The sequence below is a fragment of the Planctomycetaceae bacterium genome (genome assembly GCA_041398825.1).
GTDB lineage: Bacteria > Planctomycetota > Planctomycetia > Planctomycetales > Planctomycetaceae > F1-80-MAGs062.
Genome location: JAWKTX010000001.1, coordinates 16,042 through 41,893, shown reverse-complemented (window position 1 = coordinate 41,893; position 25,852 = coordinate 16,042). Strand labels below are relative to the sequence as shown.

Genomic DNA, 25,852 nt, shown 5'->3' with positions numbered 1-25,852 from the left:
ATGCGACGGAACATCTTAAAAACAATTGCTAACGAAAAGTGAAAGCGACTCTCCTCTAACAGAACTAACCCTCTTCAGGTTGCACATCTGCAACCTCTTCAGCCACGACCGGAACACCCTCAACCGAATCACCCGGGGCACCATCGACAGCAACTTCAGGCCTGGTTTCCTCCCCGGATTCCCCATCCGATTCCGCCCCTGCCTCAACCACCACCTCAGCGGCAACACCCTCGGCGGGCTGAACCGGCGACTCGACACTCACAGAAGCGACAGCTTTGCCTGCAGGGGCCGCCGGTGCGTGCTCACGTTGAGACGCGTCACGTTTTTTCTGCTCAGCCGCCAGCCGCTCCTGCTCCTCGTTCTTCAAGCTCTCCACGTCTGCAAACTCGATAATTGCGTCGCAATCCTCCTGACTGAGGCCGCCAATCTCCATCAACTGATCAGGTTCAATCACAGAAAGGTCATCAAAGGTGAAGAACCCTTGTGACACAAGATTCTCTGACAAGTCCGGCGTCATCTGAGGGATAACAGAGAATGCTTCAATGGAGATATCCAGCTGCTCATCAAGAGACACCTGGGTCATCACATTGATATCCCAACCAACCAGTTTTGATGCCAGCCGAACGTTCTGCCCCCGGCGGCCAATTGCCAAAGACAACTGATCATCCCGAACAAGAACAATCACTTTCCCCAGCATTGGGCAAAGAATCACATCCTCGACTTCTGCCGGCTGCAAAGCATTGGGAACCAGCACCTGCAGCGAGTCGTTCCAGCGAACGATATCAATTCGCTCACCACTTAGTTCTTCAACGATCCCGCGAATTCGAGCCCCTCGCACACCCACACAGGCTCCCACGCAATCAATCGTCGAATCCGCACAAGAAACGGCAACCTTTGAGCGATGCCCTGCCTCTCGCGAGATAGAACGAACCTCAATCACACGGTCATTGATCTCGGGAATTTCGACCTCAAAAAGTCGACGCACGAAATCCGCGTGCGTACGCGAAAGAATCACCCGCACCCGCGAGCCTGCCTTGCGAACATCAAGCACAATCGCCCGAACCCGATCACCGACGCGGTAATTCTCTTTCGCAATCTGCTCACTGCGAGGCAGAATAGCTTCCACCTTACCCAAATTGACAATCACAGTCCCGCGATCAATCCTGGTCACTAATCCGGACACCAACTGACTGCGCAGATCCAGAAACTCGTCGTACAGCGTATCCCGCTCAGCTTCACGAATCTTCTGTATCATCACCTGCTTGGCAGTCTGGGCCGAAATCCGCCCCAGCAAGTCTCCAAGCAATTCCGGCTCCAGCATCCGACCATCACAAATCAAAGCTGGTTCACCAGATTTGCGATCAATCTGCACCTCAACATTCTCGTCCTCTGAGAAGTGTTTTCGGGCGGCAGACAAGATTGCCTGCTCGATCCCCTCAAACACGATCTCCATGTCGATAGCCTTATCACGATGAATGGCATCAACAATTCTGAGGATTTCTGGTCCATTCATGTCAGATCATTCAATTGCGCGGAAGTATCTATAAAAAAAAGCGGGAACAAGTCCCACTTTTCGCAACTGGCAACCAAAAACTGCCAGAAACCAGAATTCGCCACCGTACCCCACCACGTCAGGCCACCAAAGCGACCTGCACGGATGATTTACGACAGAGAAATGGAGGAAGACCTAAATCTTGCCCATTTCAGGTTCCCCGAACGTGTTTCTGATAGTGCCAAATGTGGACAGGAAAACCACGAACTCTCCGTGACGATCCTGAGCGGAAAATACTGGCCAAATTGCAGCCTGTCAAGGACCCTGCAATTGATCCATACTCAATTCGACCGCGAAGGCACCACTTGTACGGCCCATCTGGCAGAAACACGAGGAATTCGAGTGATCAGGATTGGCCTGAAGCGCCCTGAATGCACTCGCGTGCCACAGAACGGGCTGCCTTGTAGGCGTGCCGAATCGTGAACAAACGAGACTCAATCTGCTCTGCGGTGAAATACTTGCCGTGATCGCTCGGAGGAAGACCTGCAAGTGACAATGTCAGTGGAAGCAAATCCAGGAATTCCCGATACTTCCTTTGTACATCCGACGGATCAGCCATTTCTGACGGCCTTCACGGAACAAGAACTAGGCACCCGGACGTCGACCTGACATCTGTTTCAGAATGGCATCCGCTGCCCCGGTCGGCTTGGCAGTATCAGATCGATCGGATCCCCCACTCCCCTTTGCAGCCTCCTCCTTTGCTCCTGTCTCAGATGGATCCGGGAGCGAAACTTCCATCTGCTGTGCACCAGAAGGAGCTGCGGCCTGCTGCTCCGGAGCAGCTGCATAACCCTGAGGCATCATGGGAGGATACATCTGGCCGTAATTAGGCATCATATGCTGATACGGATAACCACCGTACATCCCGCCTGGATAACCCATCGGCTGCATCATTTGTGGCGGATACGGATACTGCCCCGGCATCATCTGTGCGGAAGGCATCACGGCCGTGTCACTCCCGGGAACAGGAGCCTGCTGAACGGCAGGCGGCGCCGCGGGAGCCTGAGTCGTAACAGGCTCAGCTGCAGCAGGTTCCGCAGGTGCGGCATCCTGACGAGCAACCGGTATCTCCAGAACTGTCTGAGAAGTGACCTGAGTATCTTCTGGCTTCGTCTTCAAATCGAAACCTGAACTGCTCGCAGACGGATCGATGGAAGCACCTGGAGTGACAACCAGCTTGAATTCCAGGTTGCCAATGACAATGTGATCCCCACTCGAAAGGACTGTTTCCTTCGCAATTCGGTTGCCATTCACAAACGTGCCATTGGTACTGCCGAGATCACGCAGCCGCACTGCGAAGTCATCGAGGCTGAACACGCAATGATGGCGACTAACCATCTCGCTATTGGGGCGCAGCTGGCAATCCTGCTCGCGGCCAATCAAAAACTTCCGCCGATTCAGCGGAATAATCTGCCCGGCATGCTTTCCACCAACAACTGACAATTCGGCCACGATCATAGGTGAATAACTCCAAACCGCTGTCTTGTCGGCCCAACTACGTCTTCCATAAATGAGAATCGGAAGCTCCGCCCGATTTTGTCACAAACATTCCACAACTCTAACCGCTGCCACGGATTGGTTCCAGTATGAGATGCACAAATGCACCACTGAAACAACAAGTTTTCGGGTTCTGCCCAATCTCCCTCGGACAAAAGTGACTCAAACGACAAACATTCGATGCAGGCAAACGTGCAACACCCAATTTCAACAGTACCTCATCCCCGAGACGCCGGTGACGCGTATTGCGGGTTTTTGGAGATCTCCACGTTTGCCGCAACATGGCCAGCAATGATTCCCGGCAATGCCTGACGAAACTCAACCAGATTAAACTCAGGAAAGAGGTCAGTAATTCCCGGAATCTCAACAGCCGCCTTTGAACGCTGCAACAGGATGCTTCCATGTTGCAGTACGGCCCCCCGACGTCTGCGTTGAGCGCTTCCAACGAGTTTCACGACCCCTGCAGGCGAATCACAAACGATGTCGTTCGGATCATGTCTCATGAAACATAGAAACGGTTCAGAAGCTGAATGTTCCGCGACGAAATGTGGGGCTGGCTCATTTTCTGAATCACCTCGAAGTCTCGCAGAACAGCCGCAATCACTCAGAAGCTGTATAATACCCCGATGGATTCGGGGGTAAATTTCACTGGGGCGACGGCTCAAGTCATGGTGGGGAGGCAGCGCCACAGAATACGTCAACTCCTGATCATGCAGAATCGCTCCACCACCACTCAATCGCCTTACGCTGGGCAGCCCCGAGAATGAACCCACTAATCCGGAACCATCTTTCTGGAAATACCCCAGCGTAACAGTTGGCTCACTCCAGGAGTAGATCCTCGCAAAGCAACGCCCTTCAGTAAGCGCTAACTCCAGCAGACGTTCATCGATCCACATGTTCTCCTCGCCGCATTGCGGTGTTGGCTGAATGATTAATTCGCAGGAAATGTCACGCTGTTCCTGATTTGCCTGACTTTCGCTCATCACTTAATCCGCCGAACAGAATCATTCTTAGGTCAACAGCCCGGCGACCAGCAAAGCACCGGCTTTCTGGCAGCTCCCACTTCATCCGGACGACAAACAGCGGTTGTGTGCGGCGCCGCCTTGACCGTTTCCGGTGGCTCATTGCAAATTGCGCGGAGGGCCGAAGCAAATGCATCCAGTGTTTCCAGTGACTCCGTCTCTGTTGGTTCCATCATCATGGCTTCCTCCACCACCAGCGGGAAGTACACAGTGGGAGCATGATAGCCGTAATCGAGCAGCCGCTTCGCAATGTCCATTGCGGTAACACCTGTTGCAGACTTTTGTCGCCTTGCACTTGCAACAAACTCATGCATGCAGCGGTCGCCATGAGGCACGTCCAGAAAATCCTTCACCTGGCTGAGGAGATAATTCGCATTCAGCACAGCCTGCTCGGAAACCTCTCTTAACCCCCTGCCCCCCAACGTTCGCAGGTAGAAATAACCACGAAGCAGAATACCGACGTTGCCAAAGAATGTTCGCACCTGACCAATGGATCGGGCAGGCGAAGACAGAGAGTACAGTCCGGATTGTGCGTCAAATGTTACAACCGGGGACGGCAGAAAATCTGCGAGAAAATCCCTCACAGCGATCGGCCCGGCGCCCGGCCCGCCCGCACCATGAGGCCCCGTGAAGGTCTTGTGCACGTTGTAGTGCATCATGTCACCACCAAAGTCACCGGGTCGAGTCTTGCCGAGAATGGCATTCATATTTGCGCCGTCGATATACACGAGTCCGCCGGCATCATGCAGCACTTTCGAAATGGCAGAGATATCCCGTTCGAACAGACCGAGCGTGTTGGGATTCGTGATCATGAATACGGCGGTGCGTCCATCCACCGTTTTCTTCAGTTCGTCCAGATCAACAAAACCACCAGCTCCACCGTTCAACTGGACACACTCAAACCCTGCCAGAGCCGCGCTGGCCGGATTGGTTCCGTGAGCACTGGCCGGAAACAGCACTCGAGTCCGCTTTTCGCCCCGGCTTCGGAAGTAGGCGGCTGCGGTTAACAGTGCCGCAAGCTCTCCCTGCGCGCCAGCGGCCGGATGAAGTGAAACGGCGGGCAATCCTGAAATCTCCGCCAGCATGGTCTGCAGTTCGAACAGCACCTGCAGGAGCCCCTGAATTTGTTTCACAGGCTGATATGGATGACTGTTCGCTGCAAGCGGAAGGCGCGCCAGACGTTCATGCCTCTTGGGGTTGTACTTCATGGTACAACTGCCCAACGGATAGAAGTGTGAATCGACGCTCATGTTCCGAGTCGACAGATTCACGAAATGCCGTACAACATCGCCCTCGGCCAACTCCGGCAATTCTGCTGGTCGAGAGGAAATGTAATCCGCTCCAATTTCCGGAACGTCGTCGACCGGCGGCACATCCGATCCCGGATAGACCCTGGTTCCCCGTCCAGCTTTCGAAAGATCGAACAAGAGTCGGGTGAAATCATTGTTTCTCATTGCACAGCCTTCCGAACTTCAAGGCACTGACCAACAGCATGCACGAGGTCATCAATCTCCTGGCGTGTTCGCTTCTCAGTGAGCGCAACGAGCAGGCATCTCTCCGGGGCATCAACACCCGGGATGTCAAAACGGGAAAGCTCGGGACCCACGTTGTAACCACGCTCGGCCAGGTCCTGGATCAGATCACTGGCAGCAACCGGAAGTCGCAATGCGAATTCACGGAAGAATGGGCGCTGGAAACAGAGTTCAACACCATCGAGCGAACATAATCCCGAAGCCGCGTAACGAGCTTTCTGATGGCACAGTCGGGCAGCATCGATCAGGCCATTTTTGCCTATAACGGAAAGGAATATTGTCGCTCGCAGAGCGATTAACCCCTGATTCGTACAGATATTGCTGGTCGCCTTGTCGCGACGGATATGCTGTTCACGAGCCTGCAGATTTAGTACGAAGCAGTCCTTACCATTCCGATCTGTCGTGCGTCCAATCAGACGACCGGGCATTTTCCGGACGTATTCATTTCGGCACGTGAAGACACCCAAAAGCGGCCCACCATATTGAAGGGGGGTACCGAGAGGCTGACCTTCTGCGACAGCAACGTCGACTCCGTAGTCAGCTGGTCGTTTCAGTAGACCCGGACTGAAGGGATCAAAGGAGAGGATCGCCAATGCACCCCCGGTGTGCGCCACTTCAGTGATTGCACTGATATCCTCAATACAGCCGAAGAAATTCGGCTGCTGCATCACAACGGCACAAGTCTGATCATCAACCAGTCTCGCCACATCTTCCGGCGAAATTACTCCATCCCTGCAGGGGACGGTGACAATTCTGGTCTCCGTCTCTGCCAGGTATGTCTCCAGAACGGCCCTGTATTCCGGATGGAGCGAGCCGGCGACGACGACTTTTCCATGTCGACCATTCACCCGCATCGCCATGAAGACCGCTTCGCTTACCGCGGTACCGCCCTCATACAGGCTGGCATTCGAGACTTCCATTCCCGTCAATTGACAAATCAATGTCTGATATTCATAGAACGCCTGCAAAGTCCCCTGGCTTGCCTCCGCCTGATACGGAGTGTAGGCAGTGTAGAATTCGCCGCGAGACGCGATTTCATCCACCACTGCGGGGATGAAGTGATCATAAACGCCTCCGCCGAGAAAACAGACGGGAGTTCTTACCGACGGAGTCAGCAATTGCTCCATCTGCTGCTGAAGCGCCAACTCCGAAAGAGGCTCCGGCAGATCCAGCTCTCGTTTCAGCTGAAGCGTTTCGGGAATCTGACGAAACAACTCATCAATGCTCGCAACCCCTATGGCAGCCAGCATTTTCTCCCGCTGCTCGGGAGTGTCAAACAGATAAGCCACGGCTGAAATCCTGTGGAAGATAGAAAGACGGCCCCGGAGATTGGCAACAAGAGAGGCCTCAAACGAGAAGCAGAGCCTCACGCGCTGTCTGCCGGAAAACGCTGCGGAGACGTAACTCTAAGACCAACGCCCGAGATCCGGGAGCAGCAGATGATAGGGACCCGGCACGCAAAATCCGCTAGTGACCTTCAGATTCGCAATGTTGAACATACGCCGCACGGTTCATCAGACTTGCGACTTCCGCAGGTGATGACATTCTGATCTTCGCAATCCATGCTCGCTCAAATGGACTGTCGCTCAGCAGAGCCAGGTTATCGGGCAGGTCCGAATTCACCTCAATCACTTCACCACTGACAGGAGCGTACAGGTCACTCACTGCTTTCACACTCTCAATTTCGCCCATGGTTTGAGATTGAGACACCGATTTCCCGACAGACGGCAACTCCATGAAGACAATGTCGGTCAGCAATTTGACTGCGAAGTCAGTAATTCCAATCGTGGCAACGTCACCTTCGACAGCGACCCATTCGTGAGTCTTCGCAAAATGGAGATCTTCAGGCTTCATCTTCTGGGCTCGTGAATCGAAAGACAGGGAAAGACAGGTTCAACAACAGGAATTACCAGTTTCGCCACTAACGCTGGCGTTTTGCTTTTCAATTTCAGTGATCTTCAGCAATCGCCGGGCGTGACGACCTTCTTCAAATTCGGTCCGAAGCCAAATGCGGACAATCTGATCCGCAAGCTGATCGCTGAGCTGGTCCGCCGAAAGGCAAAGCACGTTGGTATCGTTGTGGAGCCGACTATACTCAGCCGTTACGATGTCGTGACATGTGGCTGCCCGTACTTTGCAGAATTTGTTTGCGGTGATGCACATCCCTATCCCGGTGCCGCAAATCAAAATACCGCGATCCACCTCACCCGTCGAAACCGCGCTCGCAACGCGCGATGCGTAGTCCGGGTAGTCGACGCTGACGGTGTCGTCCGGACCAAAATCTCTGGTCTCGGTGACCTCTTCGATTGTGCCCAGCAACTGCAAAAGTCGGTTCTTCATTTGAAGACCACGATGGTCACTGGCGATTCCAATTTTCATTTTTCGCTGAGCTCTTTCTGGAACAATTCATCAACCCAGATTCTTATACTGTCCGAGATTTCGTCGATGCAGTCTTTGTACTGCGGCAACCCCTGCCCTATTGGATCGGAGACATCACAACCGGCCTTACTTAACAGGAACATGCGATCCGCCCGAGCCGGACAACCCCTGCGGACCGCATCCAGATGGCGGCTGGTCATTGTCAGCACCAGCGAACATTTCTCAAGCATCTCGACAGTGACCGGCTGGCTGAGGTGCTGCGACAGATCGAGATTGTAGTCCTTCACGGCTTCAATTGCTTCACGAGACGCCGGGAAGTTCTCAGCTGCGGCAACTCCTGCAGAAAACACATCCACGCCCCGATCACGCAATTCCCATTCCCGACATCCAATTTTCTCGGCAGCAAGTTTCCGAAACACGGCTTCAGCCATCGGACTGCGACACGTATTGCCCGTACAAACGAACAACACACGCAACACGGCGTCTTTTCCCTGGCTACCGACGCTCACGAATCTGGACTTTCTGAAGATTTCAGGCGAATCTGCCCGACATTTCGGCACCAACCATCGCTTTCCGCGGGCAGTGAACCTGAAAAGGGGGATTTTTGCACGCAGATCATGGCGTGAACTATGCCGATTCGCAAGCCGCGTAACCGCTTTCCTCCTGCCAATTCGACTGATCGACAACCGAATTCCCTCGTTCGACTCGCTCATTCCTGGCTAAAACCCGATATGCGATAAGAGGTCAGGGCCAACCCTTGTACGCTTGAAAATCCTGGTTGGTTGCGTCAAGTTCACTCGTCCCACCAGTGAACCCAGCGGAACCGTCATCACTTTCAGGAGCCTACTGCAACTTGAAAAACGCTGTCACGAAACTTCGCCATCGCGCGAAGAAACACGTCCGGCGTCTCGCCGAATTTCGAGGAATTCGGCGTCAGTCGCTCACGCAGTACCAGTCATCTGTCCGGCGGCTCTATGACGGCCCTCGAGGAGCTGTCCTTAAGTTCAGCAGCATTATTTCGCTGCATGAACCGCTCATGGGCTCGCTCTTCCGTTCCGGTCGGTTTGATGCCAGACCGTTCAGAAGAATCCTCGACGTTGGCTCCGGCGCCGGGCAAATCATTCGACATCTGCTCGACACCAGTCATCCTGATGCCGAAATCGTGGGATTTGACTTATCCGCAGAAATGCTGCGCCGCGCCCGAGAGCGACTTGGCTCACCACGGCCCTCCTTCGTGGCCGCAGACATGATGCAGATGCCTTTCCGCGACAATTCCTTTGACTGCATCACCTGTGGTTACGTCCTGGAACACATTCCGGACCCGTTACCCGGGCTTGCAGAATTCGCTCGTGTACTTCGGCCGGGCGGGGTAATTTTGCTGCTGGCCACAGAAGACTCCTTCTCCGGAATCCTCACAAGCCATACATGGAAGTGCAGAACATTCAGCCGCGAAGAGCTGAAGAATGCATGCGAACTTACCGGACTTGTCTGGGACCGTGAGCTCTGGTTTACGCGGATTCATCAACTGCTGCGACTTGGCGGAATTCTGGTGGAATTACGAAAACCAGTATCCTCCAGCACCTGAACTATGCCGCGCAACTCACTTCCGCACTGACGATGCAAAACATCCCTGGACCCGGCGCCTCACCAGTATGCTCTATCCTATTCAACGGTGAAGTCCACCGGGCGGCTCCACCAGCTGAGCTCTCCCGTGCCACTCACCGCGCGAACCCAGACTCGCCAGACTCCGGATGCCAGCGTCGTGGTGGAATGCTGAGTGCCCGAGAGATTGTTCAGCGTGATCGAATCATGGCCACCTCCCATTGAATGAATGACCAGTGTGTAGTGCTGGGCGAGCTCAACGGGTTTCCAGCTGAAGAGTGGCGTTGACGGGACCGTCCCGGCTGGCATCGTCAACACCGGCGATCCGGCGACCGAGAATCGTGCAGCGTAGCTCCACCATCCGGCAATGCCATCAAGCGTGACACCTCGCACCCACCAGTCGTATTCGCCACGAGGCAAATCCACCGTGGACGTCCATACGCCGTTGGCAGAGACCGGCTGATTCAAGATCACTTCCTTTGTGAATGTGTTTCGTACGAAGATCTGACTGGAGGCTGCTCCATCCAGAACAGTCCACTCGAATTGAGGTCGATGATTAAACGTCACGACTGCAGATGGCGCGGTCAGCGTCGGCCAGTAGGCTGCCACAAAATCCACAGGGTCGGACCATGCCCCGGGCCGTTGTCCTTCATCCGTAGCGCGTACCCAGACCCGATACTGCCCGAATGGCAAATCCTGTTCAGGCTCGAATGTGGTTGAAGTGAGCCCGGATTTGTAAACCACCGCGGATGCGTGGTTAGAAAGATTGTTGATCCAGATCTCATAGGTCGATGCTCCCGGAACAACTTCCCATTCGATGAGCGGACGAGCGGTCTTTTGCAATCTTTGAAGCGGCGTTATTTCCGCAGGAGCGTTGATCCGAAACGTAAACGGAGTACTCCAGCTGGATCGATCATTCTGAGCAGAAATTGCCCGCACCCAGACGCGATACAATCCCATCGCCATTGGCTGTGACGGAGTGAAAATTGTTTCGCCAACAAACGCGTGTATCACGCGCGCGGTCTCACCTGTCAGTCGATTGACCCAGATCTCGTATTGCTCAGTCCCTTGCGACTCGCTCCATCTGAATTCCGGGGTAAACGTGCGCAAGTCATAAGTGCCCGGCGTGGTAATCGATGGAGCAACGGGGCGAGGATCATAGAACCGGACGCTCCGATGGCTCGCAACAAAGACGGAACTCGATCCATTAAACGACGACAAGAGTGTCGTCGACAGTGGATCACCGGATCGGAGCCCCGCTGTCGCAGACAGGCCTTCATTGTGGCCTGCGTCACCACCATCCAAATCCAGATAATTCATCTGGATGCTGTTATCCGAAGAATCGAGCACCACCTGAAACGTTATGTTCCCACCTGCATGCAGATACTCCACCTGATCCCACTGCAGGATGAGTCTGCGCGCGCCTGGAGGTCCCAGCAGTTGCCAGTAAACAGCAGCATTCGGACCATAGGAGGATAAATCGTCCCATAACACCGCAATAGCCGACTGTCCGGAAAACGTCGAGAGGTCTGTATTTGCAGCAGAAGCGACCGGCGAAGAAAAGGTCAACAATCCGTTTGTGCTCACAAAGAGTTCATGCCAGGTCGCCCCGTAAAAAGAGAACGAAAAATCACCCAGCGCGTGATCTGTCAGAAGATGTGTCGCATCATCCAGGCCCTGAAGAATGGGAACTCCGGTTTCGCTGATATCTTCAAAGTTGAATGTTACCGGAGAAGCAACATAACCAAAACTGTCCGGCCCTATCCGTTGGACAATCTGCGTGTTAAAGAGACCAATTTGCCCCCCCTCGATCGTGTTGCCCAGTTCATCTTCGACGACCCCATCGTTCAGAAAAACACGGTACAACCCATCATCGGTAGAGTCCCAGGTTCCGCCGGGAGCAGACATGACAAATACGGCAGTGACGAAAGGATCATAAGTCTGGTTCGAATCGACTGACTGCAGAGTCAGATAATGAACAGCATCACTGGCATCCTTCACGTACACAGCGGAACTCAAAATCGTATTCGTATTGATACCCGTGTCATCCAGAAACTGCACCGAGATCAACTGATCCTGCGGGCCCTGCAAAAAGACATCTTCCGCAGTCGCATGAGCAACAGGCGCACCACCATCCACGAGTCCGGTTGTTGTCCAGGACAAACCAAAGGTCTCCGTATTCACATCGTTGTTGAGATCCCAGATTTCTCCTGACCAGCGTACCCGAAGCAGATAGGTCCCAGTCTCAGGAACCGCAAAACTCAGGTGTTCAACATTGTTATACAAACTGCGAGACTCAGCTACTTTTCTGGCAGCCACACCATTGTCAGTCAGCCATAACTCCAGATCCAGATTGTCCAAACTCGACTCAGTCGTCACTCCCCCGTCAGTAATGATGCGATCGACAAACCAGTTCAGCGTAGCGATAAGTGGTGTACCGGCTTCCAGGACATTCTGAATGGGGTAGTCCGAAACAGCGGCTTCACTGACCCTCCCCAAATCCCAGCCATTGGCCTGAACAGGACCCGATGAATCACCAGGCAGATCTGTGGTTCCGTCCAGAAGCAATTCTTTCGCTCTTGCAAGGTTTAACCTCCCAGCCCCCGAATCTTCGTCCAGTGATTGAGTGGTTGTATGAATTCCATTGATCAATGTCGGACGATTTGACCAGCCGGGTATCTTGTCTGCAGACGTCTGGAGAATGGACTTGATAATCCGGCCATCCATGGCAGTGGAAGAACTTCCGAAGATCGTCTTCGCGGCATCGACCATCAAGGCTGCACCACCGGCAACTAAAGGTGCAGCAAAACTGCTTCCCTGAAGGTTGCCCGTGTAAGCGTCAGCCTTGCCCGGTGTCGAATCACCTCCACCAATGTTTCCTCCGGTGGCCCCCGTGTACAGCGCAGATGTGATTCCAATACCGGGGGCGACGATGTCTATCACAGAACGTACTTCAGGCAGAATGGTTCCCTGAGCAGCGTCGTGTATATTGGCTGGAGCAGAGACGTCAGGAATAAACAGGTCATTGAATCCACGACTGCTGAGACCTGCAACTGACTGCCATGGTGGCAGATCCGTGTCATTGCCAAGGGCACCAACTGTAATAACGTTGTACCCGGCTGCTGGCCCCCCGACAGAGTTTGGCCCGGCCCCAGTATTACCCGCGGAAAATACAACGGTCTTGCCGGTGTCATTCACAAGGGCGTCAATTGCCCTCGAATAGATGCCTGATGCGGATGCCGTGGGATCATTACTGTTCCAGCTGCTGTTAATCACATCGGCAGTCACAGCGTCGCCGCCAACGCCCTTCGACATCAGATCTTCATATGGTGTCAGAAATGTGTTGCTGTTGAAGTTGAATGCGGTAGTAAACGATTCACCGGACCAAGTTGTGGCAATTGCCCCGGAATAAAGTCGGGCATCCGGCACAACTCCCTCCTGATAGTTGAAGGCCACTCCAGCAGACTTCCCGGCCAGCAACATCCCGACCCACGTGGCGTGGCGATCAAAATCTCCCGTCTGCGAGCCTGGATTCGCGGAATCCTGAACAAACCCATCCACATGCGTCAGTGATTCGTGCCCGTTCCAAATGTGGCCGCCTTCGATATTCGCAACCACCGCATTCGTCCCGGTGAAGCCGGCCTCACGGAACGCATCAACCCCGATAAACTGATTGATATCAATTCCATTTAGAATGGTTGTGCCCGTGTTGCTCGAAACAGAAGCACCGTCACCTGAAACCGAGCGTGCACCCCATTCCGATGCCGACAACAGAACGCGAACTTCCAGGGGTTCCGAGACGAAAGCAGACTTTGATCGCAGTCGCCGCGTTCGACCTGAAGAAACGGCGCACAGCTTCGACAGCAAGCAACTCAATGTTCGCACTGTTAAGCTCATTTTGCCGGATTTCTGCACATGGCGGCCTGTGGATGGACCTGAGCGACCAGAAGTAAGACGATGGCCAACCGGCAATCCAACAACACCGAAGAATTCGCCTATGCCGCGTCTCGCTCTCCATCTCGGCTGGCCAGCAACTGGTCGATTTGTGCGATCATGACCTTTGTGTCCACGGGCTTGGCCACCGTAAGGTCAAAACCTTCAGTCGCGGCCGGGACCGCGTTGCCGGATAATGACACCAGCAGAACTCCTCGGCAAACCGGGCTGGTTCGAGCAACTCGCGACAATTCCCAACCTGAACAACTGGGCATCGATAAGTCTGTAATGATGACATCAGGCTGAGCCGCACTGTAAAGATACTCAATTGCTCCGTTGCCGTTATCAGCTTCAGCAACGAAATAACCTGATTCCCGAAACGCCTCAGCTATCATCCTGCGTTGGATGCTGTCGTCTTCCACAACGAGCACTCGTTTCAAGTCGTGCCCTGCTTCCAGATCGTGCATCTGGCTGAGCGTTGACTGCAACCCTGCGGTGGCCAACTGAACCTGTTCTGCCACTTCCATTGCCCGCACGATTTCATGCGATGCTACGAGATCCGCGATATGGCGAGATGCGAGTGAAATCAAATTGAGTTGATTGCGAATTCGATGCACCATTTGACCTCCCTGTGTTACAACCAGCCTCTGCGGGAACATTCACCAACTTTACGCAGTCCTCGAGGGTAACCGCAACCCCGGACCTCCCGTAGCCCCATTTACAGTCTGCAAGCAGGACAATACCCCAGACATAGCCAGTCGAATGTACAGGAACGGAAACCTCCAATTCTTCGCAAGTTATCTCAACAATCTCGCCCCCGGTGTCACAAGGTCGTTGAATCGGTCGACGGGCTCGCCGGCACTCCACGCGATTCCTCTTAGCATCAGGATTCGGAAGAGCGGGTCATCAAACGTCCAGCTGTAATGACCAGGTATGCTCACAAAAACTCGCCCCGGATTATGATCGCGTACCCAAATCTGGGGCGTTGCCATGCCGTCTTCTGTGCTGGTTGCCAATAAAGTGACATCCTCTGGTTTCCCGGTCAGCTTCCAGTAGCTCTCATCATACAACTGAAGCTGTTCGAAGTTCCGAACCACAGGATGGTCCGTATTATGAATATCCAGCGTCAAGGGACCATGACGATATGAGATCCGGCCTCCCCAGGAAGCGTAACCGATGCGTCTGGAAAACTCGCTGACCTGATCGTTTCCATTGACCGCCCAGTGGATATAAACAGCCCCGCCACCTCTTTTCAGAAACGCATCCAGCTTCTCTGGGCGCGTGTCGCCAAAGCTGCCTTTCTGAAAAAACAAAACAACATCGGCAGATGCCAGTTGTTCTTCATTCGGAAATTCCCACGCCACATCGACAGTGACCCCCTCTGCCCCTGTCAGTAATTCTTCCCACTGTTGCTGCCATGCGGGGTAGTCATGCTCGCCAGGCCCATGATCCTTCGGGCCCGCGACCAGAACCATCTTCAGTGGTCGGTACACCCCGGGAGGACCCGCAGATCCGGCTAGCGCAGCCGCTACTTCAGCCTGTGTCCTCAATGGTGGGGCGTTCAATGGCGACTGCAGAGGCATTGCCGGCGGTGGGGTCAGAAGATACGTCAGCAGATCCTTCAGTTCCTGCTGCGAAAGCTTCTTCGTTAAATCCGGCGGCATCACCGAAACTCGAGACGGGTACATGGCTTCAATTTCTTTGTTTGTCAACACTGTCGTTTTGCCCTGTGCATCCCCGAGAAGCAGCTGATTGCCGACCGTTCGAAGCACCCCTGTCAGGACCAGACCATCCTTCAGCTCGATCGTATGCCCAATATAATCGGGATTGATCGCATAGCTGGGATTTGCAATATCACGAATGACCGAAGCGTAATCGCGATGGACAAGATTGCGCAGATCAGGACCGATTGATGATAAAGCCGTCCCCCCTACTTCATGGCATTTGAAGCAACCAGCAGCCTCACTCCGAAACACTCGCCTCCCCCTGCCCCAGCTCCCCCCCTGAAGTTCCGCCAGGTCTGAGTTCGAAAAAAACGTTTCATCAGTATCGCGTCCTCGAGCAGGATTCACCCAGGGAAGAATATATCGATGCAGCGGAAACGGGCGAGGACTGGAATCTTCATTCGTGTGCCAGTACATCGTCAGTCCGGGAATCGGTGCTTCGTCCCCGCGAGCAGCAGTGGTCATTTCAACGGTCAGTCTGATCGGCTCTTTGACATTTGCCGGAGACTCAAAAACGGCCGTATAAATTCCATCTGGTGTCGTTCCGCATCGAACCGCCAGATCCGTGGGCTGTGCACCTGATGTCGTGGCCTGAACCACAATCTGTTGCGTGGAAGTGACAGTCACCGTTACGATTTCATCGGGCCATGCATAGTCAATAGATGCACCGGGCTGGATCGCCGGACGCAGCATATCATACAGGTTAAGCTGAGTTTCCAGAGTCAGAATGCCCGGTCTTGAAATTGCCCTGACCAGGGTTTCAGACTCAGCCGATGCCGCCAGCATTTGTAGACTCACGTTCAGATCTGCGTGCGGCAGCGTCCAGGATTCGACAATCTCCCCGGAGTGAATCATTCCGGTGTGATTTCCAGCCTGTCCCTCGTCAGACGGAGTCTCTGATTTCTGAGGCCCATGTTCGTCGTCGATCCCCTTCCATGATGCATGGACACCACGCAGCGCCAGGTCGACGTCGATCTGTTTGTGTTGAGGAAACTGTCCGTGATCCCGCCATGAGCCGGATTCTTGCTCCTCCAGACCAATCACCGACGGTAAAGTCACAGAATAGTGAACATCACTGTTCATCGGTGATGTATGCAGAATCACAGTCTTCAAATCTGCTGTCAGGGTTACGCCTGCCACCGGCAACTCAAATCGAGGCTTTAGCTGCTGCGCACGGACAACAGCATAAGGCGGGACCAGAGTTTCGAAGCGATCACCGGCTCGAACATGTTCGCCGTATTGCACGACAATCTGATCCAGCGCGCCCCTCAGCGATGACGGTGCAATCGGATGGTCGAATGCAATCCGGATTTCCTGCAGCCCGGCGGCCCAGGTTCGAACGGGACGCGGAGCTTTCTTCCGAACCTGTCGGACACGAAACAGTTTTCCCGTCCCGGTAGGTCCGGTTCCCCAGTCGGGCGGACCACTGTGACAGGCAATAACAAGGCTGCCATCCGGTGACACACACGCATCAACGGTCAGCATCTGCAAACAAGCAATCAACTGCGAATCTGCAACATAACCAACCGGCGTCCTGACGGTCTGAGTGCGCCAGATCTTGCCTCGTGATTCGCCGCACACAATCGCATCATGCTGCCACCATTCAGCGCCAAAAACGGGGCCACCGTTGACAGGTTCATTAAACACCATTCCACATGTGGACTGATGCTGTGGGCCAAAATCAAACGTTGATGGCTCGTCAACAATACCCGGGTTGTAGTCCGGATGTCGCGGGGGAAATCCAAAATGGCGTTTCCCGTTTGGATTAGGAGTCGCATCTGAAGACTCATTCAGACGAATGTGAAGCAGCTCATCCAGAGGGTTGCCATTAGCCAGCCAGGTCGCCCCTTCCTGTTCCGTACAGAATAAATCACCCAGATGATTAAACGCCAGAGCGACGGGAAAACGGATCCCGGTACAAACCGATTCACGTTTGGTGAAATCAGCCGACACTCTCTGAATTGTCCCGTTATCGGCCCTGATGTTGTATTGTGATTTCCCATCGTCACCAACCTGATAAGCGTTGGCAAAATTGGCGACACCCAGACCAAAATACAGATTCCCGTCCCTGTCCATTGCCGGACCTAACGCATCGACGTTCTGGGGAATTTCATTCCAGCCCGATGCGACAACAATTTCCTGATCCGCCTTGTCGTCCCCGTCCGTATCGACAATCAAAGAAACCTTCCCCTTCGACGGAACGAAAACGCCACGACCTTTCTTATACCCTGGTGGCGTCAGCAACATTCCAATCGGGCCGCGAATGCTGCCCTCATTCTTCCAGAAGACTTCCGCGGCATCCTCCAGACCATCTCCGTTTGTATCCGTCAACAGATGGATATCTCCGTTGTAACCAAGCGCCACAAGTTTTCCGTCTTCCCGGTATCGGACGTTATTACAGTTCGTGAGCTGCAGTGGTAACTCGTCAACTTCAAATCCTGGCACCAGGACTTGTACTGCGGGAGGCTTCTCCACTTTCACGAGCTCCACTCCCAGGGCAGGATCTCGTGTGATGGTCTTTGGCAACGCGCTGGCCACCGCGGCATACTTCAACTTCAGATACCCGCGAACTGCCTGAGCTTCTGCTTCGGGAAGAGCTCGACCGTAAAGCAGCACTTCAGCAATATCACCCTCAAATGGTGCCCGTACCTGCTGAGCCCCCGGACCGTTGGTGTAGTATCGAGCTCCCAGTGTGAGTTCATCCAGCGACAATTCCGATCCGTCACACGGTCGTGTACCTTCGAGCCTGCCATCGATAAGACTGCGAACCACTTTTGTTTCCGCATCGATCACGACTTCAAAGGTATGCAACGTTCCGAAATTCAGCGAAGACTCCATGAGATCCCGAGCCCCTCCAAATCCCCGGCCTTCAATATTGATCATATCAAGAGCGCGCCCCGGACCCGGCCCCAGATCGATATTCAGACCTGAAACGTAATCCCTCTCACCTGAAGCATTCGCTGCGAAGAGTCCACGGAAATCCCCCGCGTTGGAGTGCGGAGCTGCGACGACAAACAAACTGACAGAGGCGGACTTCATTCCGGTGGCATCCACGCGCAGATAGTCATCCAACCCATCAAAACGAGCGATGCGCCTTCCTTCGATCTGCAATGATTTCGGTTGAAATTTCTCGTTTGGCTGCGAGAACCGAAGGGGACTTCCTGCACTGGAATCCCACGCGGAAACACGGTCCGCTGGATCTGTGACTTCAGACGTCTTCGCAAACTCAAGTCGAACGAGCAGGCCTTCTGTGACCGGAAGATCGTCAGCTCGGACCAGCCACGCCTGAGAACACGGAAGAAACAAATACGCACAAACAATTCCGATGACGAATGGAGAACGAATCTTCATCGAATGTCTTTCAGAAAGATGACTGTTCACAGGCAAGGACAACTTCTCTAACGGTTTGCCCATGCACCATGGGTGCAGATCAGGCCGCTGGCGAATCGTGCATCATTCGACACCAATGGTCAAATGGCAACGCCCCCGGCGCACTGGCCCGTTGAATCTGTGAAGGATGGGTCGAACGTATTCGGAAAGGAGAGCGTCAGTAATTCAAGTCCTGCAGACCTGCCTCCGGATCGACAACGTGAGAGACCTGCCGAAAATTCGTCGCGTCCCTGCAAACGAAATCACTTTCAACGTCGATCTGCAATGCCCAGTCAGGCAAGGTATGGCCCCACCGAATTCTCTACCACTTTCATCGCGAGATCACACAGCGAGACAGCATCATCTGTTTCGGGCGCTTCCGCAATCACACGAACGATGGGCTCTGTGTTACTGGCACGCACCTGGACCCAGCGGTCCGGCCAGTCCAGCCGCAATCCGTCTCCGTCACGGGCTTCAGCATCACCGAACGCTTTTCGGAGCGCATCGCAGGCCGCAGGTACTGCTTCCGGAGGGCAAGTGATCTTGTCTTTCACGATGGTGTAAAAAGGCAATGAGTCAGCCCACTTCTCCAGGCTTTTCTTCTTCTCTGTCATCCCAGCAAGCACATAGGCCATAGAGACCAGACTGTCGCGGACATAGCCGACGGCTGGCTCGATGACGCCGCCATTGCCTTCACCACCAAGCACCGCCTGCACGGAACGCATCTTTGCGCAAACGTGTGCCTCACCAACAAAGCTACGGTGGAACTGACAGCCATGTTTGGCGGCAATGTCCGCCGTCACTCGACTTGTCGACCCGTTTACAACAAAAGGTCCCTTTCGACGTTCCAGAACGTAATCGGCAGCCAGCGCAAGCGTCAGTTCTTCACCGATGTAGTGCCCCGTATTGTCAACAATTGCCAGTCGGTCCGCATCCGGGTCCTGTGCGAAGCCGGCATCCGCTTTGTGTTCAACAACAGCCCGGCAGAGTTCCCCCAGGTTCTTCTCAACGGGTTCCGGAATGTGTTCAAACCGGCCGTCCGGAGTGCCCCCCAGCACAATAACTTCACAACCAAGTTCCTGCAGGAGTCGTGGCCCACACGTAGCGCCAGAGCCATGATTGCAGTCAAGAACAACGCGGAATTTTTTCCTGCGAATCGCCTCGACATCGACCAGCTTCAAGACTTTGTCAATATGTGGTGATGCCGGGTCAGCCAACGTCGTGACCTGTCCAAGGCCAGCCCAGTCCTTCCATGCGATGTCGCCGGTCTCCAGAATCTGTAGTAATTGCTGCCCCAGTTCACGGTTAAAAACCGACCCGTCTGGTGCGAAGGGCTTCAATCCGTTCCATTCGATAGGATTATGACTGGCGGTAATCTGCAAGCCCCCGGCGGCATTGCAATGCTTCACCAGAACTCCACATGTCGGCGTGGTGCAAATCCCGGCATCCACAACTTCGCATCCGGTCGCAAGCAGTCCTGACACGACGGAGTGGTAGAGCATTGGACCCGTCGATCGCCCATCGCGAGCAACAACAACTTTGCCGCCGCAAAAAATGGTTCCCAGCGCTGCAGCAAACTGCGATGCATAGACCGGATCCAGTCCGTCACCAATGATTCCACGCAAACCGGAAATACTCAAGATGCGAGTCGACACTCCGTTTTCCTCCATAGCCGAAGTCATTCGGCTGAATACAAGGGGACAACCCCTTGAATGTCTTCGAGCTACCGCCGCAAGGCATTCGCAGCCCATGGGGGTAACTTCACTTCCAACGCACACAGCGCACGCAGGAAATACAGTTTCACAGTGATCATCCTTCGCAATTTAGTGGCATGCGACAGAAGCCAGTTGGCCCGTACCTGGTAGAGTAGCGAATGGACAAGAATTGAGCGAATGCCACTTGCCTGGAGTTTTCCCGGGTTTTCAGGGAAGGTATCACGTGGTGGCCCGCAAACTTCACAATAGGCAGATCCAGCAACTTACAATGGGCCCCAGCCCGCCAGACCATTGAATCAATGTGCGACACCGGGACTCTGAGTTTTCTTACTCTGACGCAACTCTCCAAAAATGATTGAACGACTGAGCTCGCTGGACGACCCCAGACTGAATTCGTATCGCAGCCTGAAGAAGCAGAATGCCATTCGCGACGCGGATACCTTTGTGGCAGAAGGGGCAACGGTTGTAGAACGACTGCTTCGAAGTCCGTTCCAAATTTGCAGTGTTCTGATCAGCGATCGAAAATGGGAATCATTCCACGAGAAACTCCCCACCGGGATCCCCATCTATCGTATGGCAAACGATCTGGCACAACAGCTGGTTGGATTCCCGTTTCACTGCGGCGTCATGGCTTGTGCTAAGAGACGGGCAACCCCCGATTTACGGGAGATTGTCCGATCCAGGGGAGACAGCCTGATTATTGCCGGAGACCGAATCGTCGATCCTGAGAACGTTGGAGCCATTATCCGTATTGCCAGCGCTTTTGGCGCGGATGCAGTCCTGCTTGGGGCTGGCTCAGCCGACCCTTTTTCCCGGCGAGTCCTCAGAGTTTCTATGGGAAATGTGCTGTTCCTTCCCATCGTCGAATCCGACGACCTCGAAATCCATCTGAACCAGCTAAAACACGCCGATTGTTATCATATCGCGGCGGCAGTGCTGGATAGAGACTGCATCAACCTTGCAAAGTTTCGGTTTCCCGGCAGGACAGTGATCGTTGTCGGCAACGAATTCGACGGCGTTTCACCAGCGGTCGCTCGGATGGCGGACACCCGACTGGCCATCCCGATGTCCAATGGCACCGATTCGTTGAATGTGGCCATCGCGACAGGCATTTTTGCATGGCAATTCCGATCGGATTTTCCGGAGCCGAAAACATGATCCAAACGACCCGAATCGTATTCCATGGCCGGGTACAGGGCGTCGGCTTCCGGTGGACAACCCACGGACTGGCTCGCTCGATGCCAATTTGTGGTTATGTTTGCAATCTTTCGGACGGCACTGTGGAAGTTGTCGCAAAAGCAACCGACACAACGGTCCGGAGTCTCGTGAATCGCCTGAAAGCACATTTCGGAGACGGAATTACCGCAATCGAGCTCCAGGCCATTGATCCTGCGGAGGACTTTGACGATTTTCAGATCCGTCGTTAAGTGCTTTAGGAATTTTGCAGTCGAATTTGGTTCAGGGCGCCTGCCTGGTTGATTAGATTGGGTGCCTTCGCGCGAGATTTCCGGGAACGGACCATTTCCGTATCTTGATGCTGTATCTGCACTTACACCCAGATCACAGTGAATAATTGACTTGGACCGGTTTCTGGCATTCTTTCCAACGCGCGAGCCCAGTTCGGCGTAACTCACGTAATATCGCTGCGTTGCGCTGTCTTGGGACTTCAAAATTCATTCCGAATCGGGGAATGCCGACGTGCTGGAAGCTGTTTACCGTTTACCTCAGATCAATTTACTCGCTCAATCGCACAAGCTGGAATCCACCACCGACTACAACTGGTTGATGGTTTGGATTTGTGTCGCCGCCATCATGGCTGCCCTGGTTTCATTTTCCTATGGAACCCGGGCGGGCGTTATTGCCCGAGCAACGACAAAGGAAGCCATTCGTCAACCGTTGTTCTTCCTGCTGTTGCTCATCTGTGGAGCAGTTCTCGGGCTGAATACAATCATGCCGTTCTTCACGCTGGAAGACGACGTAAAGATGCTCAAGGAGTGTGGCCTTGCCACTTTGCTGATCGCGGGTGCGCTCCTTGCCGTGTGGACAGCGGGGACAAGTATCACCAACGAAATTGATGGCAAAACTGCAATGACGTTGCTTTCGAAGCCCATCAATCGCCGTCAGTTCATCCTCGGAAAGTTCATCGGGATCCTTCAGGCTGTGATCTGGCTGTTCTTGCCACTCACGCTCCTTTTCGCAACGCTCATCTATTACAAAGTTGGCTACGACCAGAAGGAAAGATCTGAAGAGGTCACGCCAAGCGTGCAGTGGACCCAGATTTCAGAAGGTGTTGAAATCCCGATGCCGCACCCGGATCGACTGAAGGTTGTCAATCAGGTGTTACCGGGAATTGCACTTTCATTTCTCCAGGTGGTCGTTCTTGCGGCCATTAGCGTGACAGTTGCGACTCGGCTCCCGATGGTTGTCAATCTGGTCGTTTGCTTTGCCATCTTCGTTATTGGAAATCTAACCCCCCTGATGGTGCAGCAAAGTGAAACGGTTATTCAAAACGAAGCGGTAACTTTCATCGCTCGAATGTTCGCCACTGTCCTGCCATCACTCGAATCTTTCAATGTGTCGGCAGCGATCTCAACGGGCTCAGTCGTCCCGCCAAAGTATCTTGGTTTCGCCTTTCTGTACGCCACTGCCTACGCAACCGCTGTCGTATTGCTCGGTTTTATTCTGTTCGAGGACCGGGATCTCGCGTAACAACGACTTCAGGAAGACCCGGGATGTCGCCGAGCCGGGCGAAAAAATCACGATATCCGCTAAAAGGCACGTTGTGAAACGTGCCTTTTTTCGTTTAATGACAATGATGGCCTGTGATTTGCGGTGCAAACAGTCTTGTCACAGAAAGAACCACTTTCCGTGCCCAGCCGTCAGAACATCTGGCTGCTCTGGATTGTGCTGACGCAGGTGTTCTTGTTGGAGGATGTTCAATGACCGAGTCATCATCTCCGGTTGTCCAGAAGCTTGTTTCGGCAAATGCATTCACGCAACCCCGATTGCTCATCGCACTGCTCTTATCTGTTGGCGGCAGTGTGTTGCTTTCAGTATCCATTCTCTGCTCTGCCGCCATCGTTTCACTCGTGGCGAATAGCGGGACGAGCGGCGCATTTGGTTTAATGCCATTGGCAGACGCAATGGCAGAAGTCCCCGCAGCGCGCGGCATCTCCGTAATCATCCAGTCGATACCGTTGCTGCATAACAGCCCCACCGCACTGACAACGCTGATGCTGACCATTATCGTCTGCATCGCAGGACGGTGGATGTTAAGAGCAGCCGCTTGTTCGGCTGTAACAGCGAACTCCCTGTCTGTCGTTCAAAGACTCCGACAACACATTCATCGCAAAGCGATCCGGCTGGAACCCGCTGACCTTTCGAGAGAACAGTCTCAGGCAACCGATCGACTGTTCCGTGAAGCGACCCGCTCACTGGAATCATCCGCAACTCGATGGGGACATCGATGGCTTCTTTCAGGTCCGGACATCACGATCGCTCTTCTGACGGCACTGTGTATCCATTGGCGTCTTTCAATCGAAGTCATCGTGCCAGTGATCCTGGGATGGTATGCCATCGGAATGGAGAGGCAGCGGTCATCAAATTCATCCGGGCTGCTGGCGGAACAAAGTGAACGAGGTCTCCAGCGACTTTCAGAAGGTCTCAGGAAGACCCGGATTGTGACGGGCTTCGCGATGGAACAACTGGAGCAACAACAATTCGAGAAGAACCTGGCGATCTATAAAGACCGATGCATGCAGTTTCATCGGCAGGAGTCACGTGGTCGATTGATCTGCCGGTTTCTCACGGGCCTGTTAGTGCTGTTGCCGACATGGCTGCTTTGTCGATTCCTGCTGAATGTCGGACTTTCCGCACTGCCCGCCGTGATTGCTGTTTCCATGTGCGCAACCGTTGTCTTTCAGGCGCTGACTCGATTGAGACCCGCCAGAGCCGAAGCTGAAGATGCCCGTGTGCGAGCTGACGAAATTAACAGTTATATTGGACGTGTTCCACTGGTCGGACAGACCGTCGGGGCGCAGTTCTTCGAACCAATGACACGCAGTCTGACCTTCGATCAGGTCACACTGACAACGTCACAACACCCGAGACTGCTGAACAATCTGGACCTGCGAATCAACGCTGGTGAAACCGTCGCCCTGCTTTCGCTGAATCCACTGCCTGCGTACGCTCTCGCCAGCATGATCCCGCGGTTTGTAGATCCGGACGTCGGGCAGGTACTGATCGATGGACGCGATGTTCGGCAGGCAACCCTTGAGTCGCTTCGGGCCGAAGTGATTTATGTTGGAGGAACCGACCCAGTCTTCAATGCCTCGATCTTCGAGAACGTGACCTGCGGGCAAGCCGATATCACCCGACATCAGGTGCAGGAAGCCTGCAAACTGGTTCATGCGGACAGTTTCATACGAACGTTGCCGAAGGGATACGATACGCTTGTAGGCGAACACGGCGTGGCACTGGATCCGGGACAGACATTCCGCCTGAGTCTCGCCAGGGCCATCGTTCGCAAGCCAGCGATTCTGATTATCGAAGAACCGCCCGTGATGCTGGATTCTGAATCGAAGACGCTGCTGGACGATGCTTATCAGCGAGTCACACTGGGACGGACCGTGATCTTCCTTCCATCACGATTATCGACGGTCAAGAAATGCGACCGCATCATCCTGATCCACAACGGCAAAGTGGCGGCGGATGACGCACACGAGCAACTGGTGCGGCATCATGAACTGTATCGCCACTGGGAATACACGCGGTTCAATAACTTCAGAGAAGAAGCCGAACCTGCTGTCGCCCATTACTGATCCAGTGGAGTGAATGCATCCGTCAGCCGCTGCACAGCCGCATCGGGAGTGAGGTTGAACAGAACCCGGCCCCCCGTTCCCCATCTGCCATCGCGGTAATGGAAAACAGCGCTGGCCGATCGAACGTCACTAACCGCTTCGACCTCTTCCATATCGCCGCCCTCCACGGCTTCGAAGGAGATGCTGACACCGACCAAAAGTGTGGTCAGCTTCGATTCTGTCTCCCGCACCAGGCGACGTTCTTCCTGCCATTCGCACTTCAACCACCGAAGATCCCTGGGTTTTCCTGAACGAGAAGCGATTGTAAAGAAGTCAGCCTGTAGTTGATCCCGGTAACGATCGAACCGCCGCAGTGCAAGTTGTGGACTGTCCGCCAGGAGACCAGTCAGGCTTTTGAGATACTTAAGCGGATTGAAAAACAGCATGCAGACATCCCTGGACAGTTTCTAAAGCAAACCCACAGGATTACCCCGTGAAAAACGGTCGACCAGGAACCAGTCAAACTGTTACCGGCCAAATTCGCAGGCGACGAACCGCACGAACCAGAAAACAATCAAACTTTACCTGAACGGTTCAAACCTTAACACCCGATAATCAACTACAGCCGGTACTTCCGACCGGGGGGTGTGCGCGAGGCTGTTCTCAAAGGCAACTTTGGAGAGCGTCCTGGCGGCAAAATGTGCTGCAGTCGGTGTCTGAGGGTGATT

19 protein-coding genes are annotated in these 25,852 nt (G+C 54.0%); 5 read left to right on the top strand and 14 right to left on the bottom strand.

Annotation, left to right across the window (positions count from 1 at the left end):
• Positions 1-64 precede the first annotated feature (64 nt).
• From nusA to R3C20_00100, 9 genes are all read right to left on the bottom strand, one after another.
• Positions 65-1,513, bottom strand: coding sequence for a transcription termination factor NusA (gene nusA, locus R3C20_00140; GenBank protein MEZ6038880.1), 1,449 nt, complete (start codon positions 1,511-1,513; stop codon positions 65-67).
• A 385-nt stretch (positions 1,514-1,898) separates the two neighbouring features.
• Positions 1,899-2,111, bottom strand: coding sequence for a hypothetical protein (locus R3C20_00135; protein MEZ6038879.1), 213 nt, complete (start codon positions 2,109-2,111; stop codon positions 1,899-1,901).
• 26 nt (positions 2,112-2,137) lie between these two features.
• Positions 2,138-3,010 (bottom strand): FHA domain-containing protein, encoded by an 873-nt coding sequence (locus tag R3C20_00130; protein MEZ6038878.1) that lies wholly within the window; start codon positions 3,008-3,010, stop codon positions 2,138-2,140.
• Positions 3,011-3,267: 257 nt separating this feature from the next.
• Positions 3,268-4,032: a hypothetical protein gene (locus tag R3C20_00125; protein MEZ6038877.1), complete on the bottom strand. Its 765-nt coding sequence runs from the start codon at positions 4,030-4,032 to the stop codon at positions 3,268-3,270.
• Positions 4,033-4,064: 32 nt separating this feature from the next.
• Positions 4,065-5,525 carry an aminomethyl-transferring glycine dehydrogenase subunit GcvPB gene (gcvPB, locus tag R3C20_00120; GenBank protein MEZ6038876.1) on the bottom strand — a complete coding sequence of 487 codons (1,461 nt, stop codon included), beginning with the start codon at positions 5,523-5,525 and terminating at the stop codon, positions 4,065-4,067.
• Positions 5,522-6,892, bottom strand: a complete 1,371-nt coding sequence (gene gcvPA / locus R3C20_00115; GenBank protein MEZ6038875.1) for an aminomethyl-transferring glycine dehydrogenase subunit GcvPA — start codon at positions 6,890-6,892, stop codon at positions 5,522-5,524. Before gcvPA ends, gcvPB begins: the two co-directional genes overlap by 4 nt.
• Before the next feature lie 178 nt (positions 6,893-7,070).
• A complete protein-coding gene (gcvH, locus tag R3C20_00110) occupies positions 7,071-7,457 on the bottom strand; it encodes a glycine cleavage system protein GcvH (protein MEZ6038874.1) in 387 nt (128 codons plus the stop codon).
• Positions 7,458-7,496: 39 nt separating this feature from the next.
• Entirely contained in the window at positions 7,497-7,982 is a 486-nt protein-coding gene (gene rpiB / locus R3C20_00105; GenBank protein MEZ6038873.1) for a ribose 5-phosphate isomerase B, read from the bottom strand.
• On the bottom strand, positions 7,979-8,491 hold the full coding sequence (locus R3C20_00100) for a low molecular weight protein arginine phosphatase (GenBank protein MEZ6038872.1): 513 nt from the start codon (positions 8,489-8,491) through the stop codon (positions 7,979-7,981). The genes rpiB and R3C20_00100 overlap by 4 nt, the downstream gene beginning before the upstream one ends.
• Before the next feature lie 344 nt (positions 8,492-8,835).
• On the opposite strand from R3C20_00100, the gene R3C20_00095 reads away from it, so the two are divergent.
• Positions 8,836-9,567 (top strand): class I SAM-dependent methyltransferase, encoded by a 732-nt coding sequence (locus R3C20_00095; protein ID MEZ6038871.1) that lies wholly within the window; start codon positions 8,836-8,838, stop codon positions 9,565-9,567.
• Positions 9,568-9,644: 77 nt separating this feature from the next.
• On the opposite strand, the gene R3C20_00090 is transcribed toward R3C20_00095, so the two are convergent.
• From R3C20_00090 to glmM, 4 genes are all read right to left on the bottom strand, one after another.
• Positions 9,645-13,481, bottom strand: a complete 3,837-nt coding sequence (locus R3C20_00090; protein MEZ6038870.1) for a S8 family serine peptidase — start codon at positions 13,479-13,481, stop codon at positions 9,645-9,647.
• Between the two features lie 98 nt (positions 13,482-13,579).
• Positions 13,580-14,134 carry a response regulator gene (locus R3C20_00085; GenBank protein MEZ6038869.1) on the bottom strand — a complete coding sequence of 185 codons (555 nt, stop codon included), beginning with the start codon at positions 14,132-14,134 and terminating at the stop codon, positions 13,580-13,582.
• 180 nt (positions 14,135-14,314) lie between these two features.
• Positions 14,315-18,592 (bottom strand): ThuA domain-containing protein, encoded by a 4,278-nt coding sequence (locus R3C20_00080; protein MEZ6038868.1) that lies wholly within the window; start codon positions 18,590-18,592, stop codon positions 14,315-14,317.
• A gap of 311 nt (positions 18,593-18,903) precedes the next feature.
• On the bottom strand, positions 18,904-20,265 hold the full coding sequence (gene glmM, locus R3C20_00075; protein MEZ6038867.1) for a phosphoglucosamine mutase: 1,362 nt from the start codon (positions 20,263-20,265) through the stop codon (positions 18,904-18,906).
• 411 nt (positions 20,266-20,676) lie between these two features.
• Here glmM and R3C20_00070 point away from each other — a divergent pair, with 411 nt between their 5' ends.
• The 4 genes from R3C20_00070 to R3C20_00055 all read left to right on the top strand — a co-directional run bounded on the left by R3C20_00070 (position 20,677) and on the right by R3C20_00055 (position 25,145).
• Positions 20,677-21,483, top strand: a complete 807-nt coding sequence (locus R3C20_00070) for an RNA methyltransferase (protein ID MEZ6038866.1) — start codon at positions 20,677-20,679, stop codon at positions 21,481-21,483.
• Positions 21,480-21,752 carry an acylphosphatase gene (locus R3C20_00065; protein ID MEZ6038865.1) on the top strand — a complete coding sequence of 91 codons (273 nt, stop codon included), beginning with the start codon at positions 21,480-21,482 and terminating at the stop codon, positions 21,750-21,752. The genes R3C20_00070 and R3C20_00065 overlap by 4 nt, the downstream gene beginning before the upstream one ends.
• 271 nt (positions 21,753-22,023) lie before the next feature.
• On the top strand, positions 22,024-23,034 hold the full coding sequence (locus R3C20_00060) for an ABC transporter permease subunit (GenBank protein ID MEZ6038864.1): 1,011 nt from the start codon (positions 22,024-22,026) through the stop codon (positions 23,032-23,034).
• A 230-nt stretch (positions 23,035-23,264) separates the two neighbouring features.
• Entirely contained in the window at positions 23,265-25,145 is a 1,881-nt protein-coding gene (locus R3C20_00055) for an ABC transporter ATP-binding protein (protein MEZ6038863.1), read from the top strand.
• Here the strand turns inward: R3C20_00055 and R3C20_00050 are convergent.
• Positions 25,139-25,570 (bottom strand): hypothetical protein, encoded by a 432-nt coding sequence (locus R3C20_00050; GenBank protein MEZ6038862.1) that lies wholly within the window; start codon positions 25,568-25,570, stop codon positions 25,139-25,141. The genes R3C20_00055 and R3C20_00050 overlap by 7 nt on opposite strands.
• Between the last annotated feature and the right edge of the window lie 282 nt (positions 25,571-25,852).

Bases quoted from the DNA above. Each gene is read 5' to 3' on its own strand.
- nusA (MEZ6038880.1), bottom strand. From the start codon at position 1,513: ATGAATGGACCAGAAATCCTCAGAATTGTTGATGCCATTCATCGTGAT.
- R3C20_00135 (MEZ6038879.1), bottom strand. From the start codon at position 2,111: ATGGCTGATCCGTCGGATGTACAAAGGAAGTATCGGGAATTCCTGGAT.
- R3C20_00130 (MEZ6038878.1), bottom strand. From the start codon at position 3,010: ATGATCGTGGCCGAATTGTCAGTTGTTGGTGGAAAGCATGCCGGGCAG.
- R3C20_00125 (MEZ6038877.1), bottom strand. From the start codon at position 4,032: ATGAGCGAAAGTCAGGCAAATCAGGAACAGCGTGACATTTCCTGCGAA.
- gcvPB (MEZ6038876.1), bottom strand. From the start codon at position 5,525: ATGAGAAACAATGATTTCACCCGACTCTTGTTCGATCTTTCGAAAGCT.
- gcvH (MEZ6038874.1), bottom strand. From the start codon at position 7,457: ATGAAGCCTGAAGATCTCCATTTTGCGAAGACTCACGAATGGGTCGCT.
- rpiB (MEZ6038873.1), bottom strand. From the start codon at position 7,982: ATGAAAATTGGAATCGCCAGTGACCATCGTGGTCTTCAAATGAAGAAC.
- R3C20_00090 (MEZ6038870.1), bottom strand. From the start codon at position 13,481: ATGAGCTTAACAGTGCGAACATTGAGTTGCTTGCTGTCGAAGCTGTGC.
- R3C20_00080 (MEZ6038868.1), bottom strand. From the start codon at position 18,592: ATGAAGATTCGTTCTCCATTCGTCATCGGAATTGTTTGTGCGTATTTG.
- R3C20_00070 (MEZ6038866.1), top strand. From the start codon at position 20,677: ATGATTGAACGACTGAGCTCGCTGGACGACCCCAGACTGAATTCGTAT.
- R3C20_00065 (MEZ6038865.1), top strand. From the start codon at position 21,480: ATGATCCAAACGACCCGAATCGTATTCCATGGCCGGGTACAGGGCGTC.
- R3C20_00055 (MEZ6038863.1), top strand. From the start codon at position 23,265: ATGACCGAGTCATCATCTCCGGTTGTCCAGAAGCTTGTTTCGGCAAAT.
- R3C20_00050 (MEZ6038862.1), bottom strand. From the start codon at position 25,570: ATGCTGTTTTTCAATCCGCTTAAGTATCTCAAAAGCCTGACTGGTCTC.